Origin of the sequence: Gordonia sp. 852002-50395_SCH5434458 (genome assembly GCF_001665905.1) — a bacterium.
Taxonomy (GTDB): domain Bacteria; phylum Actinomycetota; class Actinomycetes; order Mycobacteriales; family Mycobacteriaceae; genus Gordonia; species Gordonia jacobaea.
The window spans coordinates 59312-76021 of sequence record NZ_LZTC01000078.1; the positions used below are offsets into that span (position 1 = coordinate 59312).

10 protein-coding genes are annotated in these 16710 nt (G+C 67.4%); 4 read left to right on the forward strand and 6 right to left on the reverse strand.

Annotation, left to right across the window (positions count from 1 at the left end; all coding sequences use genetic code 11):
• Positions 1–12 precede the first annotated feature (12 nt).
• Positions 13–954: a sterol desaturase family protein gene (locus A5785_RS17555; protein ID WP_049699457.1), complete on the forward strand. Its 942-nt coding sequence runs from the start codon at positions 13–15 to the stop codon at positions 952–954.
• Here A5785_RS17555 and A5785_RS17560 read toward each other — a convergent pair.
• The 3 genes from A5785_RS17560 to A5785_RS17570 all read right to left on the reverse strand — a co-directional run bounded on the left by A5785_RS17560 (position 938) and on the right by A5785_RS17570 (position 9523).
• Positions 938–5068, reverse strand: a complete 4131-nt coding sequence (locus A5785_RS17560; protein ID WP_231894308.1) for a murein biosynthesis integral membrane protein MurJ — start codon at positions 5066–5068, stop codon at positions 938–940. The two genes, A5785_RS17555 and A5785_RS17560, sit on opposite strands and share 17 nt — an antisense overlap.
• A 257-nt stretch (positions 5069–5325) precedes the next feature.
• Positions 5326–8256, reverse strand: a complete 2931-nt coding sequence (locus tag A5785_RS17565) for a DUF6049 family protein (RefSeq protein ID WP_064868013.1) — start codon at positions 8254–8256, stop codon at positions 5326–5328.
• Positions 8249–9523 (reverse strand): NUDIX hydrolase, encoded by a 1275-nt coding sequence (locus tag A5785_RS17570; RefSeq protein ID WP_082938097.1) that lies wholly within the window; start codon positions 9521–9523, stop codon positions 8249–8251. The genes A5785_RS17565 and A5785_RS17570 overlap by 8 nt, the downstream gene beginning before the upstream one ends.
• Positions 9524–9658: 135 nt before the next feature.
• On the opposite strand from A5785_RS17570, the gene A5785_RS17575 reads away from it, so the two are divergent.
• Positions 9659–11122, forward strand: coding sequence for a CCA tRNA nucleotidyltransferase (locus A5785_RS17575; protein ID WP_064868016.1), 1464 nt, complete (start codon positions 9659–9661; stop codon positions 11120–11122).
• A 15-nt stretch (positions 11123–11137) separates the two neighbouring features.
• On the opposite strand, the gene A5785_RS17580 is transcribed toward A5785_RS17575, so the two are convergent.
• A complete protein-coding gene (locus A5785_RS17580) occupies positions 11138–12070 on the reverse strand; it encodes a diacylglycerol/lipid kinase family protein (RefSeq protein ID WP_064868018.1) in 933 nt (310 codons plus the stop codon).
• 143 nt (positions 12071–12213) lie between these two features.
• Positions 12214–13305 carry an aminotransferase class V-fold PLP-dependent enzyme gene (locus A5785_RS17585; RefSeq protein ID WP_049699212.1) on the reverse strand — a complete coding sequence of 364 codons (1092 nt, stop codon included), beginning with the start codon at positions 13303–13305 and terminating at the stop codon, positions 12214–12216.
• 103 nt (positions 13306–13408) lie between these two features.
• Between A5785_RS17585 and A5785_RS17590 the strand changes: the two genes are divergently transcribed.
• Positions 13409–13957, forward strand: a complete 549-nt coding sequence (locus A5785_RS17590) for a hypothetical protein (RefSeq protein WP_064868021.1) — start codon at positions 13409–13411, stop codon at positions 13955–13957.
• Here the strand turns inward: A5785_RS17590 and A5785_RS17595 are convergent.
• Positions 13846–15318, reverse strand: a complete 1473-nt coding sequence (locus A5785_RS17595; RefSeq protein WP_442902863.1) for an MFS transporter — start codon at positions 15316–15318, stop codon at positions 13846–13848. The genes A5785_RS17590 and A5785_RS17595 overlap by 112 nt on opposite strands.
• 37 nt (positions 15319–15355) lie before the next feature.
• Between A5785_RS17595 and A5785_RS17600 the strand changes: the two genes are divergently transcribed.
• Positions 15356–16021, forward strand: coding sequence for a YqgE/AlgH family protein (locus tag A5785_RS17600; RefSeq protein WP_064868024.1), 666 nt, complete (start codon positions 15356–15358; stop codon positions 16019–16021).
• The last annotated feature ends 689 nt before the right edge of the window (positions 16022–16710 follow it).

Consider the following 16710-nt stretch of genomic DNA (forward strand, 5'->3'; position numbering starts at 1 on the left):
GTGACGCTCACGATGCTCGAACTACTCCCCGACCCGATGCGGGAGCCGACGGTCCTCGCGATCCCGTTCTTCGTGACGATGCTGGCCATCGAGTGGTTCGCGGCCTACAAGCTCGAGGAATCCGACGACGAGGGCCGCGCGCCGAAGGGTGCCTACGAGAAGCGCGATGCCCGTGCGAGTCTGTCGATGGGTGTGGTGTCGATTGCCACGAGCGCGGCGTGGAAACTGCTTGGGCTGCTCGTGTACACGGCGATCTTCACCTACCTCGCGCCGTGGCATCTTCCGGCCACCGCCTGGTACACGTGGCTTATCGCGTTCCTCGGCGTCGACTTCTTGTTCTACTGGTCGCACCGGGTGTCGCATCGGGTGCGGCTCGTGTGGGCGACGCACCAAGCGCACCATTCGAGCGAGTATTTCAACTTCGCGACGGCGCTGCGGCAAAAGTGGAATATCAGTGCGGCGCTAGTGATGTGGCTGCCACTCCCCCTCCTCGGTGTGCCGCCCGCGTTGGTGTTCGCCGCGTACTCGCTGAACCTGGTGTACCAGTTCTGGATTCACACCGAGCGCATCGACAAGATGTGGCGCCCTTTCGAATTCGTCTTCAACACGCCGTCGCATCACCGGGTGCATCACGGGAGTGATCCGGAGTATCTCGACCGCAACTACGCAGGCACGCTGATCATCTGGGACAGGCTGTTTGGCTCGTTCTCGCCCGAAACACACCGTCCCACATACGGACTCACCAAGTCGGTCGGCACGTACAACATCGTGAAGCTTCAAACACACGAGTACGCGAGCATCGCGCGCGACGTCCGCGGAGCGGCAAGCTGGCGTGCCCGCCTGGGTTACGTGTTCGGTCCACCCGGGTGGGCACCCGCAAGCGTCGCCGGAGCCGGCGCCACTGGGACCGAAGCAGTCGAAAGCGGTGACGGGCGCGTCAGCGCGCCATCGTGACCTGGCCGATCTGTACCTGGTAGCTGCCGTTGCCTGTGCTCGGCAGCGAGGTGAGCCAGACCATCACGTAGCGACTGCCCTGCGGATTCTCGACCGTCAGCGTCGTGCTCGGCTGATCGACCGTGCCGGTTGCCAGCGTCGAGGTCTGCGCGGCGGTCGGCGTTGCCGACGGTGCGGTGCGGATCTCGACGTTGAAGCCGGGCGTCGGCGTCTTGATGGTCACGGCCTTGACGTTCTGCTCACTGCCGAGGTCGAACATGAGGCCCATGCCGTTCTTGAGTCCACCGAAAGCCGCTGAGCCGCGGTAACTGTCGCTGCGCCACGGCGGAGCGACACCGCTGATCACGTTCTGCAGATTGACGGAATTGTCCGGCGGCTGAGCGGAGAAGTCGACGATCGAGACGGCATTGAGCGGGATCGCCGTGCCCGCAGCGGGCGGGGGCGCCGGGTTGCCGGGTGTGGCAGGTGCCGAGGTCGTCGGGAGGATCGAGTTGATGTTGGTGTCGCCCTCGTCGCCACCGAAAATGCCTGTGGCCCAAACGATCAGCGCGATGACAACAAACAGCGCGAGGAGCGCCGCGCCCGCGAGCAACCCGACGTTGCGCTTACGAGCGGCCGCGGCCGCCGACGGTTCGTGGGTGCCGATCCGTACCGGCGCCTCGTCGTCGTTGATGGCGGGCAGCATGTCGGTCGGGAGGTCGAGGACGGTTGCCTGGTCGAGGACATGCTGGACGGTGCCCGCAGTGCGGATACCGCGTGCGCCGTCGAGTGCGCGCGAGGCGACCGCTGAGATCTCGAAAGGTATGTCGGACTTGACCTCTCGCGGATCGATTGGTTCACCGTCGGGTCCGGGGGAGGCGATGGGCAGTCCGCCGACGGGCGTCGTCGTGTCGGCGGTGGTGACGAGGTGGTGTCCGGTCTCGCCGTCGAGAGGCCACCGTGCGAGCAGTAGCGCGTACAGCACGGCGCCGAGTCCGCGGACATCCGACGACTTGTCGTCGCCCGCTAGGGTTCCCGGGAAAGCGAGTACGGCATTGCCGTCGGTGCTGATCCGAATCCGGTCGGGATGGTCGATGGAGAGCGCGCCGCCGGAACGGTGTGCGGCTTCGGCGGCGGCCGCAAGCGCGCGGACGGCACGGGCGGCGCCGATGGGGGAGGGACCCGACCGTGCGACGTCGGCCAACGACGAACCGGGGACCCATTCGGTGACGACGATGCCACCCGACGATCCACGCACGACGTCGAGAACGCGTGCGACGCCCGCGGAGCTGATCTGGCCCAGCCGCAGAGTGCGGGTGAGAACGCCCTGGGGGCCGGAATCGCTTGCGCTCGGCTGATCTCCGCGCTCGGGCGGCGGGGCGAGCTGCTCGGCGTCGACGAAGGTCAGGCCGACCTCGCGGTCGAGGTTGATGTCCTGTGCGCGCCAGAACTGGAGGCCACGGGTGCCGCCGTGGGTGTCGAGGAGGCGGTAACGACCGCCGGCCACTGCCGCGCCGGGGATGAGGCGCGGTCCGCGGCGCACGGGCGTGCCGAGGGCCTCGGGACGGTCGGGATCGGGGGTCGGTCCGCCGGTCTTTGAGGATGAGCGCGACTCATTGGTCTTGGCCTGCTCACTCGTCGTATCGGAGGACGTCTCGGACTGGGGGGTGGTCTCGACCTCGCTGCCACTCAAGCCGCTATCAGTCAAGCCGCTGTCAGTCACGCGTCGGACTCCTTTCCTGCGATACCGAATATCTCGTGGTTCACGCGTTGGTGAGCCGACTTCGAGACCCCGACCACCGGCGGCACCACCGCTGAGCACCGCATACGACTGCCAGGTCGCGGTACCACGGTCGAATCGCCGGACCACTTGTACCTGACCAGAGTACGGGAGCGATTCATCGGCAGTGACCCGCGGAAACTGAACCGTGATGGTCGGCGACGATTCCGTGACCTGACCGGCGGGCGGCGCGAGAGCGGGGATGAACCGACCGAGCAAGCGGCGCACCGAATTACCGATCGCCACGACGTCGGGCAGTCCTGCCGCCGACAGCCCCGCGTAGGTCACACCGAGCACCACGACCGCGGTGATCAGCAGATATGCCAGCGAACCGAGCTTGCCCTCTGCCGTGCCCAGATAGTGGAGACCCGACAACTCGGCGACGACCCACACGATCGCGGCGACGCCGAGCGACACGATCAGCGTCACGATCGTCGTGCGCGCAACCCCCTCGAGGCGTCGGTAGGCGAGGCGCTTACGAAGGAGGAAGTGTCCGACGATCGCGCCCGCGAGATAGCCGAGACCATTCGACAGCGACAGCCAACGGATCACCATGTGCGGATCGGAGAAGAGCACCGGACCCAGATACGACGACGCGATCTTGACGACGGTGATGCCGAGCGCGATCCAGGTCGGAGTCCACGCGTCCTGCGCGGCGTAGAACACGCGGAGCTGGACAAGCGTGATGGCGTAGGGGATGAGCGTGAACGCGCCCCAGGCGAGCACGGAGCCGAGCTGTGAGGAGATCGAGGCGTCGAACTTGCCGAAGTTGAAGATCGCGATACCGATTGCCGGTCCGAAGAACGTCATGAACGCGACCGTCGGGACCAGAGCGACCATCGTCAGGCGGGAGGCGAGGGAGAGATCGTCGACGACGGCGTCGCGGTTGTCGGCGGCAGCGTTGCGCGACAGGCGCGGCATGATCGCGGTCAGGATCGTCACGCCGAGCACGCCGTACGGGAGCTGCAGAAGCTGCCAGTGCGTCGCATACACCGAGATGCCCGACGAGTCGGCGTGTGAGGCGATGCGGTAGGTGATGACGAGTCCGACCTGCAGGATCGCGACGTAGCCGACGATCGCAACCGCCTGGCGCCCGAAGGCGCGCAACCGCGCGTCGATGCCCCACTGCAGCTTCAGCTGCACCCCCGCGCGACGCAGCCACGGGATCAGAATGCACGCCTGCAGAACGACGCCGAGCGTGGTGCCGATACCCAGGACCAGCAGCTTGGGCTCGGACATCTTGACCGGATTGAGGGTGATCTCCCCGGGCATCAGCGCGTACAGGACGAGCGTCGCGATCTGGACGACGTTGTTCAGCACCGGAGCCCACGCACCCGGTTTGAACAGGCCCTTCATGTTCAGGATGGCGATGAACAGCGCCGACAACCCGTAGAACAGGATCTCCGGCAGCAGCAGATAGGCGAGCGCTGTGGTCAGCGGCCTGTTGACGTCGCCGTCGCCGACGTTGAGGTAGGTGAGCAGGGGGGCAGCCACGAGGGCGATGACCGTCGCAGCGCCGAGCATGCACAGCGCAAGGGTGAAGATGCGGTTGATGAAGCCTCGACCACCGTCGGGGTCCTCGGCTTCCGCGCGGACGAGCGTCGGGATCACGATCGCGGTCAGCACGGCACCGAGGACGACCTCGGCGATCATATTCGGCAGCACGTACGCCGCCTGGAACGCGGACGCGATCGCGGGACCGAGCATCGCAAGCACCAGCACGGTTCGGATGAACCCGGTGATGCGGCTGGTCAGCGTGGCGAGCGCGATCGACCCGGACGTCTTGACGATGCTCGCGTCGGAGTCGCGCGCGAGACCGGTCGACGACGAGTCGTCGGTGTCTGGGGTGTCGGCGTCTGGGGTGTTGGGTTTAGAAGTATCGGCCTCGCGCGCCTGGGTCGCGGTGGACGCCAGCGCAGCGGCCCGCGCTGCGGGAGTCGGCGCGGGCCGGCCCTGGGCGTTCGACGTCTGTGACTTCGACGGTTCGGGCCGGCGCGCGCTCGCCGAAGGTCGGGTCTCGCGCAGCGGACGTCCCGCGCGGGGAGGCTGGGCAGCGCGCGGAGGCTGGGCGGCACGTCGAGGTTGGTTACCGCGCGGCGGTTGGTCAGTCGGTGGTTGATCGGTCGGTGGCCGCCGTGCACTCGGCGGCTGCTGGGCACGGTCGGTGCGGGGGCGTTCGTGCTGGCCGTCGCGGTGGGGAGGCAGATCACGGGACGGGCGCGGATCGCGAGTCGTCGAACGTGGGGCGTCCGGGCGTGCCGGAGGGATCACACGGGGAGCTGCTCGCCCCGACAGCGGTGGGCGAGCACCGACCGGCCCGTTCAGCGGTGCCGGTCCGACGCCGGGGTCACGCATACCGGGGTCGCGGGGGCCCGAGGCACCCGGCCCGCGCTGCGTCGTCGCATCAGTCGGCGGTACGCGACGCGGCGCGGCACGGCGCTGTTGTTCGGGCGCGGATCGCTTCTGTTGTTCTGACGGGGCCGGCCGCAGTGAGTCTTGTGCACCTGGCTGCTGTGCCTCTGATTCGGCTCGCCTCTGTGGCTCCGACGCGGCTCGCCGCGGTGACTCTGGCGCGGATCGCCGTGGCTGATCGCCGCGTTGTCCTCGATCGCTCATGCGCCTGTCCTGTCCGTGCCACTGTCCTTTGCTCTACTGCTGTCGACCGCTCTGCCACTGTCGACCGCTCTGCTGCTGTCTAGTGCTGTGTCGTCCTTGGCCCTAGGTGGCTCAGCGTCGTCGCGCGCGATCCCGTCGAACTGATCGGTCTCGACGAGTGCTTCCTCCTGTTGGAGGGTACGGCGCCGCTGCTGGTACGTGCTCGCCGCGAGCATCCGTTCCAGCTCGTCGGGCTCGGGACGGTCCTGGTCAGCGGGGTCGGGCCTGCCGCGGAACCGGCGCCACAGGCGGCGTGCCGTGAGCAAGATCAACGCGACCGCTGCGCAAATCGTGACGATGAACAGCGGTTTTCCGTACGCGTTCGAGTACACCGACAGTTTGATCGGGGTGCCGAGTGTGACACCGGTTACCGTCGACATCCCGATCGTCACCGTCATCGCCTCGGATGACTGCGCGTGGGTCGGCAACTGGATCTGTCGGGTGCCGCGTGCCGGGATCTCGACGACCCCGACGTCGCCGATCTCGAGATCCTTCGGCGCGGTCGTGGTGATGCGGACCCTGATGGGAAGCGCGAGGTCGTTGCGTACGACGAGCAGCAGCGGACTTCGCTCCGAGGCGAGGGTATATCGGCCGCCGGGGTCAAGGATGGTGACCGATCCGTGCATTCGGCGGAGCGTCGAGTGCACCGCATCGACACGCTGCTGACGTTCTCGCCCAAGGCGGGTCCGTGTTGCGGTGTTGTTCTCGTCGGGCGATCGGATCGAGCGGAGCAGATCCTCACGCAACTGGGAGACGTAACGCTCGGGACTGGCGTCGACGTCGGCCGAATCGACCAGCGCACCCTGCAGGCGCCACGATTCGTCGGCTGCCGACCGGATCGAGTCGACGGTGCGGTCGGTGAGCGCTGGTCCGATCTGTGAGACAGGGCCGATACCCGGGGGTTCGACGAGCCGTGCGGGTGCTGCGGCTCCGCCGATCCTGTTGACCAGGTCGTCGAGCGGGGCCGGCGTAGCTGCGCGCGAGCCGAAGAGAACAGTGGCGGTCGAGAACAGTGCGCTCGCGTCGTCGGAGGTGGCCGACCAGTAGGTCGGGGGCATCACGACGTCCGCGCGTCCGGCGGTATTCGTGACGGGAGTGCTGGTGTTCAGTTCTCCGCTCGTGCTGGACCCGGGAGTCGCGATCGAGCGGAAAGCCAGTGCCGCCACGGCGGCTTGGCGCCTGCTGACCGGAGACTCGGCGTCGAGGTCGAACTGCTGGCTCGGCGGAGTGAGTGCGGAAACCAGGGGGGCCGTGCCCACCGCACCCATTGCGGCGCTGACCGACGAGTCGTAGGTCTGGGTGAGCAGTCCGCCGACGTTGTAGAGGCCCGCGGCGTTCGGATTCCCGGTCGGATCCACCGACGACGCCGATGCGAGCACCTTGCCGTGTCCCGTATCGCGCAGCAGCTTGCTGCCCGCCTGATCGACCGCGCCGAGCGCGGGAATCGTCAGGCCCCGCACACTGCGCACCCCGAGAATTGCGTCGACGACGTCTGCGGGTGCGTCAAGCGCGGCGGCGGTCAGTCCCGAGCGCTCGATACGCGCCAGCGAGGTCAGATCTGTCTGACTGAACGGCAGCGCGACCACACACGTCCGTGCCGCCACACCACGAAGGTCTGCCAGCCACTGCGTGGCGGCGTCGCTACCGGTGCCGGGTGTGGTGCGCGACGTCGGGTCGGCGGGGTTGCTGGACACCTCATAGCCCAGCGACATCGCGCGAACGGTCACCAAAAGGTCTGGGTCGACGGCGAGGCACATGCTTCGTTGCAGGTCGGAGGCGGTCTGCTGGGTCGGGGCCGTCGATGTTCCCGAGCCTGGGTTTGCCGAACCGGGCGTCCCAGAACCCGACGTTTGAGAATCAGACGTCGCGGAACCGGATGACGTGTCAGACCCGGAGGTCGCCGAACCGGAACCACTCGCTGGTGGGTTCGAGGCGCTGCCGGAGTCGCCGGGGGTGCCGGCACCCCCGGCCGAATCGTTCGCGGCGGTGCCGACGACGTTGCGTGCGGACTCGAGGAGTTCGTGCAGGCGACCGCCGTCGCGCAGTGAGCGGGCCATGTCGTCGCTGATCAGGCGGACCGGTTGGGTGCCGCCACCGAGACCCCCGGGCGCGAGTTGGGGGGGAGCCGCGAGCGGCCAGAGCATCGTGATGCGTGCGGGGTCGGAGATGTCGGCCGACACCGCGCCGTCGGCGCCTAGGCCATCGTTTCCGCTGGTGGACGTGCTGTCGGTGCTGCCCGGCGTCGAATCGAATTCCGACGAGTCGAATTGTGCGGCCCGACCTTTGTCCGGCGGCAGCGAGAGAACCGGGAGCAGCGTCCGAGAGCCTGCGACCTGGGCCATCGACCCGTAGTCGGGGACGCCGTTGACGTTGACCTGCAGCGGGTACACACCGGGCCGCGATATCTGCATGCCCGATTCACCCGAGAGTGACATGTTGATTCGGAACGAGACCTCGGCGCCGGGAGCGAGTTCGTCGGTGAGATTGCGGAACGCTCCGGCGACGGCGATCGGAGGATGCGCGACGGCAAGACTGCTGCGCAGACCCGCGGCGTCGCGGACGGCGTCGCCGCGTTCGAGGCGGATGCTCAGATCTTTGATCGTGCGCGAACTGGTGTTCCGTACGTGGCCCTCGACGGTGACGTCCGGTCCCGACGTCGTGGTCACCATCGACGGCGTGAGTGTGTCGATGACCACGGAGGCAAACCGCTGGTCGTCGGACGGTGACGTCGTCGCGCCCGAGGTGCCGGTGGTGGGTACCGCTGCGGCCGGAGCAGCACACAACGCCGCGACGATCACCACGCCGACAACAGCGAGAAGAACGCGCGCACGCGTGACGAAAGAGGCGCTCAGGCGCCGAGAACTACCGATGCGCAGGACGTCACGCATCCCCGGACGCAGGTCGCCGAGGACGCCTGCGCCGTCGACGCGGCCGCGCCTGGGGCTGACTGTCCGTGCGGCGCTTGACCTCCGAGCGATGCCCGACGTCGTTGCGTCGCTGATTACGTGCGGCTGCGGCTTTCTCATATGCGTTCGGTTCGGTGCGGCTGCTCTCGGCCTCGGATTGGGCCAACCGTGCGGGGTCGGCGGCCAGATCGGCGATCACGCCGCGCGCCATCCGGGCCAATCGCCGCTCGTCAGAGTACGTGAGCTTGCGTGGCAACTCGTGCAACGGCACCCACGCGACCTCGCTGACCTCGTAATCGGCGTCGGAAAGCTCTCCACCGACGCTCCGCAGCAGATAGTGATGCACCGTTTTGTGGATGCGTTTGCCCTCGCTGACAAACCAGTAGTCGATCTTGCCGAGGGGTGCGACCACCGTGCCCTGAATACCGGTCTCCTCCGCGACCTCGCGGATCGCGGTCTGTTCCGCGGTCTCGCCGGTCTCGATGTGCCCCTTCGGGAGCGACCACATCAACCTGCCGCGCCTGTCGACGCGGCCGATGAGCGCCGCTGACAGTTCGTCGACGGGGAGCTCGAGGTCGGAGATGACCAGCCCGCCCGCGGAGGTCTCGCGCACGGTCTGCAGCCGGTCGGGGCTGTTGGCGCTGCGATCGCCCGTGCGGGTGGCGCGGCGTCGGTTGCGGTTCTGGCCCGGTTTGGGCCCGTTCGACGCGTGGGTCAGGCCGGTCTTGGTGATCTTCGCGCTGACGACCGCGATGTCCGACGGCTTGGGCGGCGTCACCTTCGCATGCGCACCCTCGATCGACGTTTCGGCGTCACGGTCGGCGGGTTCGGCGTCGGCCATGCCTGCTTCGACGCGGTGCGAGCGGGAAGTCGCGCGTGCGACATCCGCCGGCGACGGCGCGCGTTTGCGCTGTCGGTCTCGCTGCTTGTCGTTGTTCTTGCTGTTCAGGTTGTTCTTGCTGTTCAGGGCAGGGTCGGCACCGGCGCGATGGTCGGTCCCAGCGGTATCGGCGCGCCGGTTGTCCTGTGCGCGGCGTCGTCGACGACCCCTGCGCGAGCGGCGCGACGGGCCTGGTTTGCCAGCCGAACCAACGCCCGAGTTGCCCACCGGTTTCCCGCCGGAACCAGTCGATGTACCCGCGGCGTTGCCGGTCGTCGCTCCTGAATTTCCACCTGAAATACCGCCGTGACCAGCCGACGAGACGTCGCCTGAGACGTCTGCGCGGTTGGTCGGGGACTCGGTGGACACAGACTCGATGCTAGCCGCTGGTCACCTGCCGTTTGCCCAGTGCCGTGGGTGCGCGCGAACGGAACCGCTCAGAAGGGGGTTCGGCGCGGGTGCCGGGATGTTTCTGCGGTGCCCACGACGGTAGGCTGGCGTGCCGTGACCGACCCGACCGCATCGAACGCACGCATCGAGCGCCGCACCAGGCTTCTCGCGGCCGCCGCGGTCACCCTCCAGGGGCTTTCCGACGTTCTGGCGCCGCTCGGTGAGCGCTTTGCGACGGCTGATCACGAGTTGTACCTGGTAGGCGGTTCGGTGCGAGACGCGGTGCTCGGGCGCCTCGGCAACGACCTCGATTTCACCACCGACGCCCGCCCCGACGAGATCACCCGCCTGCTCACCGGATGGGTCGACGCGATCTGGGACACCGGCATCGAGTTCGGCACGATCTCGGCACGCAAGGGCGACGTGATGATCGAGATCACGACGTTCCGCGCCGACCAGTACGACCGCGTCGGGCGAAATCCAGAGGTCACCTTCGGCGATTCACTCGAAGCCGACCTCGTGCGCCGCGATTTCACGATGAACGCCATGGCCGTCGCGATCGGCCCGACCGGGCCAGCGGAGTTCCACGACCCGCTCGACGGAATGACAGCCCTCCTCGCCGGAATCATCGATACCCCTGCGACGCCTCAGGAGTCGTTCAACGACGATCCACTGCGCATGCTTCGCGCGGTGCGGTTCGTCTCGCAGCTCGGGTTCCGGCTCGCGCCGCGCGTGTTCGACGCGATCACCGCGATGGCCGACGAGATCAACCGCATCACCGCTGAGCGAGTGCGGGCCGAACTCGACAAACTCATCCTCGGCGAGCATCCCATCGAGGCGATCGATGTTCTGGTCGAGACCGGACTCGCCGATCGCGTGCTCCCCGAGATACCGGGCATGCAGCTCACCATCGACGAACATCACCAGCACAAGGACGTCTATCAGCACTCGTTGACCGTCTTGCAGCAGGCGATCGACCTCGAACGGGGCGACCCCGACCTCATCCTGCGCTGGGCCGCGCTGCTGCACGACATCGGCAAACCCGCGACCCGACGACACGAGCCCGACGGCGGCGTGAGCTTCCACCACCACGAGGTGGTCGGCGCGAAGATGGTGCGAAAGCGTATGCGCGCCTTGAAGTATCCGAAGGCCGTCGTCGAAGACGTGGCGACCCTGGTGTTCCTGCACCTGCGGTTTCACGGCTACGGAGAGGGTCGGTGGACCGATTCGGCTGTCCGACGCTACGTCACCGACGCCGGTCCGCTGCTCGATCGACTCAACAAGCTTGTGCGCGCCGACTGCACCACCCGTAACAAGCGCCGGGCTCGGCGGCTGCAGGAGAACTACGACAGCCTCGAAGAACGGATCACCGCGCTGGCAGCCGCGGAGGACCTCGAACGGGTGCGCCCCGACCTCGACGGCAACGCGATCATGGAGATCCTGCAGATCCCTGCCGGACCGGTCGTCGGACAGGCGTGGCGGTATCTGAAGGAATTGCGCCTCGACCGCGGCCCGCTGTCGCACGAGGAGGCCGTCGCGGCGCTTCGCGAGTGGTGGGCCGAGCGCGGAGAGGGTTAGCCGACGGCCTGCCACTCAGTGCGGTGCGTACACGTCGATGGCGCCCGGGATGATGTCGAAGACGGTGGGTAGCGACCCGACGATGTCGCCGTCGAGTGACACGTCGGCAGGCGGGTCGCAGTACAGGTCCACCTCGCGACCCTGCATGTCTTTGAACAGCGGATTCTTCTCGACGCGGCTGTAGAGCACCTGGGCGAGACCGCGCAGCAGCGAAAGTCGCGGGAGGTGCCGGGGGTGGGAGCCCATCACGATGTCGAAGACGCCGTCGTCGGCGCTGGCGTGGGGTGCGATCCGCATGCCGGCGCCGTACGTCGGGCCGTTGGCGATGGCGGTGAATGCGGCGTCGGTCTCGACCTCGACGTCGTCGACGCGCACTTGATAGTGGTGTCGATTGAGCTTGGGAAGTTGTCGCAGCGCGGCCAGGGCGAAGAGTGCGCGCCCGCTCGGCCAGGACAGATCCCGGGCGCGTTCGGCGACGGCCGCGTCGAATCCCGTCGCGGCGATGGTGCAGAACAGGTCGACGGTGCCGTCGGAGAAGGAAGCGCGACCGAGGTCGATGCGCCGCGTGTTGCCGTCGAGGACGATCGCGACAGCACGTGCGACGTCGTCGAGCGGAATGTCGAGCATGCGCGCGGCGTCGTTTCCGCTGCCTGCGGGGATGATTCCCAGCGGCAGCCGATTGCTGTGAACTGCGCGCAGCACTGTCTGAACGGTTCCGTCGCCACCCACGACGACGATCGCGTCGGCTCCGCGTTCGGCCGCGTTGGCGGCGAGCTGTGCGCTCTGTTCGCGCGTGTCGGCGGTCAGGACTTCGTGGCTGACGCCCCGGCCGCGCAGCACGGCTGTTGCGGCACCGAGGACGCGTTGTCCGGCGCCGTGACCCGACGTCGGGTTGGCGACGATCGCGAGGTGACCGACCGCGCTCTTACTCTCTGGGCTCGCAGACATCGAGGATCAGTCTGTCACATTGGCTCTCGGCAAAGGGGCAGGTCACACTGGTGGGTCGTCAGACCAAGTTGAACGTTTTACGCAAGTGCCTGGCGGTGTGAGCGGTTCTGATTGGCGCACTAATAGCCCCCGCGCGAAGCGCGCTAATAACCCATCGTGCGCAGGGCGTCGGCGAGGCGGTCGAGCTGCTCGCGTGTGACGTCGAGGTGCGGGCTGATTCGGAGGACCGACGTGTCGCCCGCGAGGGGGGCACGCCAGGAGTCGGCGGCGGTCACCAGCAGGCCGAGTTCGAAGAGTTTGTCGCGCGCCTGGTGGACGTCGGCGTTCTGGAATCCGGGAGGTGGGGCAAGGGTGACGATGGCCGACGGTTCGTCGACCGGTTCGAGCACCTGCCAACTGCCGATCCCGTCGAGCCGCTCGCGGGTGGTGCGGCCGATCGTGGCGAGTTCGCGGAAGACCCGCTGCTGACCGGTCTGGAGCACCTCGGACACTGCGACGCCGAGGCCGAGCATGCCCGCGATGAACGACTGCGACGGGTCGACCTCGACAGGGCGCAGCGAATCACGGCGCACGGCGAGGAATCCGACGCCCCGGGGGCCGGTCAGCCATTTGCGGCTGGTGCCGTAGACGACGTCGGCGCCGGTGACCGTCGGTACGTGTCCGACGGCCTGCGCCATGTCGGCGACGACGGGCACGCCCACCTGATGAGCGACCTCGACGATCCGCGCCACAGGCTGCACTGCACCCGACATCGAGCCGACGTGGCAGATGTGGATGAAGTCGGGCTGCTCGAATTGCAGCATGTTCTCCAGCGCGTCCGTGTCGACGTGGCCGTACACGTCGCCGTCGGGAAGCGGCCGGACGGCGTAGCCGCGGCGCTCGAACTCGACGAGGTTGGGCCCGAACTCGTTCTTGGCAACCCAGACCGTCGACGCCATGGGCAGACTCCAAGAGGTCAGCAGCGTGCGTAGTGCGGCACGGGCACTCTCGCGGTAGGTGAGCTCGTCAGGGGTGTGACCGAGGAGTTGGGCGATGTCGCGCTTGTCCCTGGCGATCTCTTCCGCGCGGTCGTCTGCTGCGACGTACGAACCGCGTTCGGCCTCACGCCACAGATGCGCCGACACTGTCCCGATGACAGCGTTCGACGAACGTCCCGCCGACGCGGCATCCAGGTGTGTGATCGCCGGCTCGAGACGAGCGCGGTGGAATTGCTCTCCCAGCTCGCTCACATACATGAACAAAACGTACCGTGCTCACAAAACGCACCGTGCTGCGTCCTGGGGAATCTTGGGGAGTCCATAACGGAACCAACCAGCCCCGCTGAACGTCTGATGACGCGTGGATCCCTTGATCGAGTACGTGTTCGGCCCCGGCGATGGCACGTTGAGCCGTTGGTCGAGCGCTGCCGACCTCGACCTCGACGCCGACGGCACCCTCGACGCGGTCAGCATCGACTTCGACGGTGACGGACGTGCCGACGACGCCATGTGGGATGTCGACGGCGACGGCCACGCCGACGTCGCAGCACTCGACATCGACGACGACGGCCGACCCGAGCGCCAGTACCGCGACTCGGGACGCGGCCTGTGGGATGTCGCGGTGGGGCAGGGCGTCACCGCAGGTCAGGGCAAGGCGCCCGAGCCGACGCCGCGCGCCGGGCGTCAACCCTCGACACAGCGGCTCGACCTCGACGGAGACGGCAGAGTCGACGCCGAGGTCGTCGATACCGGGGTCGCTGATCCCGGGGCGGGAGGCTCGGGAGCCGAGCGTCGGCTCTATGTGGATTCCGACGGTGACGGCGATTTCGACACCGTGCTCGTCGACTCCGACGGCGACGGGATCGCCGACGCGGCCTTCGGTGCCGATGCGCCCGAGTTCGGCAGATAAGAGTCCGAGTGCTTCTCCTGCTCACGCTCGTGGCGGGCGTGCTCGGCTGCGTGGTGGCTCGCGCCGACCAGCTCGTCGCGTCCCGGGTGCACGAACCGCACGGCGGCGATTCCGACCAGGTAGATCACCACGGCAACCACGACGAGTGCCGGCGTCCGGCCGTCGGGCGCAATCGTGGTGGCGGCGATTGCGATCGCAGCGACGTAGGCGATGTTGAACACCGCGTCCTGGACCGAGAACACCTGGCCACGCACGGCGTCGTCGATGTCGACCTGCATCGACACGTCGCCGCACAGCTTGGCAACCTGGCCGATGAGGCCCAACACCACCGCGGAGATGCAGAAGACGACGAACGAGAAGGAGAGCAGCGACAGTTCCGCGACGGCTCCGACTGCCAGTGCGGTGATCAGCGTCGCCTTGCGACCGAATCGATCCACAGCGACCGGCGTGATGAATGCCGCAGCCAATGCGCCCGCTGCGGTGCAGCCGACGACGGCGCCGACACGGTCGAGGCCATCCCCGGATCCCGAATGGCGCGCGAGAACCAGCAGCATCAGCGTATTGATACCGAACACCACGCGATGCGCCCCGATCGCCGAGAGTGCGGCGGCCACCGGTTTGCAACCTGCGACGGCGATCGCGCCGTGCTGCAGACCAACGGCAACGGCGTGCACCGCCGAGCGGCCGGGATCGTCGGGGTGATCGGGACCGAGTTGCAGTCGCGGAAATCCACGTGCGAGGTACGCCGCGAGGATGGACATCACCACGGCCGCGATCATCGTGATCGCGCTGCCCGTGTTGTCCGATCCGGCGAGCAGGCGCACCCCCATCGCGAGGACAGCACCCACCGAGAGCATGAACCCGCCGAGCGTCGTGAACAGCGCGTTGGTCGCGACGATGACATCTTGCGACGCGACATGGGGGAGTCCGGCGGACAGACCGGATGCCACGAAGCGGCTGGCGCCGGTCACTGCGAGTGCACCGACAAGCACAACCGTGTCGGGGGTTCCCGTGGCGATGGCGATTGCGACGAAAGCGATCATCAGACCGCGAATCAGGTTGGCGTACAACAAGACAGCTCGACGGTCCCAATGGTCGAGGAGCGCTCCGGCGAAAGGACCGATGACCGAGTACGGGAGCAGCAGCACTGCCATGCCACCTGCGACGGCGAGCGGATCGGCGTGGCGTTCGGGATTGAACAACACTCCACCGACCAGCGCTGCTTGAAACACGCCGTCGGTCAGTTGGCTGGCGAGGCGCACGGAGAGCAGCCGTCCGAGACCAGGAGAACTGCGTAACGACTCGAGAAAATCGCGCCACGCGCCACGCACAGATCGGCCGTCGCGCGCAGTGGAGCTCACCAATCAAGAGTACCGACCTGCACGCATAAGGCATGCGATGATAATCACTGTGGGTGGTGACAACGCGGACGATTTCTCACCCGAGAACTCCGACGGAGCCGAGGGTGGCGGTATGCCTGATGCCCGCGACATGGAGTCGGCCAACAGCGTGCGGGCGGGTACCTTGCTTCTCGCTTCGACAGACCTGACCGAACCCACATTCGCGCGCTCGGTCATCTACATCATCGAACACAACGACGGCGGCAGCCTCGGCGTGATCCTCAACCGGATGAGCCAGACCGCGGTCCACAACATCCTTCCGCAGTGGACTGATCTCGCCGCGTCGCCGCAGGCGCTGTTCATCGGAGGTCCGGTGAAGCAGGATGCAGCGTTGTGCCTGGGAGTCACGAAACACGGCGTCGACATCGAGGGAATCGAAGGGCTTCGTCCGGTCGACGGCCGGGTGGTACTCGTCGACCTCGACGCCGACCAAGAACTTCTCGCCGAGGTCCTCGAGGGCGTGCGCATCTTTGCTGGATACGCGGGTTGGGGGATAGGCCAGCTCGACGCGGAGCTCGCCCAGGACAGTTGGCTGCTCGCCTCGGCGCTTCCACGCGACCTACTCGCACCGCCGACCGTCGACGTGTGGGCAGATGTCTTGCGACGCCAGCCCTGGCCCATGCCGCTGCTCGCGACCTTTCCGATCGACGTCGACCAGAACTGACGATCCCGCCGCCCCGCCGAGATCCCCCGCCGAGATCCAATGTCGGCCGACCGTTCTGAGCAGCGCCCAATCACATCTGCCCAACCACGTCTGCCCCGCCACCGTAGTGGTGGCGGGGTGTAGACGGGTTGCGGCACAACGAGATTCGACGTTGCGCCCGGGTCCGCGCGTCGTACTGGTTGGCGCGACGGTCAGGCTGCGTCGGCCAACGGTGGGCCGAGGCTGTCTGGCGGGTCGACGCCGTGGGGTGCGATGGGGCTGGCTGGTGGGGCAGGGCCCGTTGATGGGTTGGGGTCTGTGGGCGGGTCGGGGTCGAGTTCGAGTGGCCTGGGGAGGTTCCATCGGATGTCGACCCGCCTGCCGAGGCGCCGAGTATCTGCGGAAGGCATCCCATCCAACAGCGCGAGTTCGACTCCGGTAAGCGTCTGACATGTCACCTGCCTGCTCGGCAAGTCCGGCACCGAGGACGGCGACACCATCCAGGCACCCACTGCGTCCGCGACGATCTCGGCGTCCGGTGTACCCGAGCCTCGCACGCCGATCTCGGTGACTGTCGCGTCTGTGCCTATGCCTGTTGTGCGTGCTGCGGCTTGGTTGCTGGTGTGTTCGGCGGTGAGGTAGTCGCGGAAATCAGCTGTGACGTCGGCGATGCGGTTGATGTGTTCGGGATCTGTCTCTTATACACATCT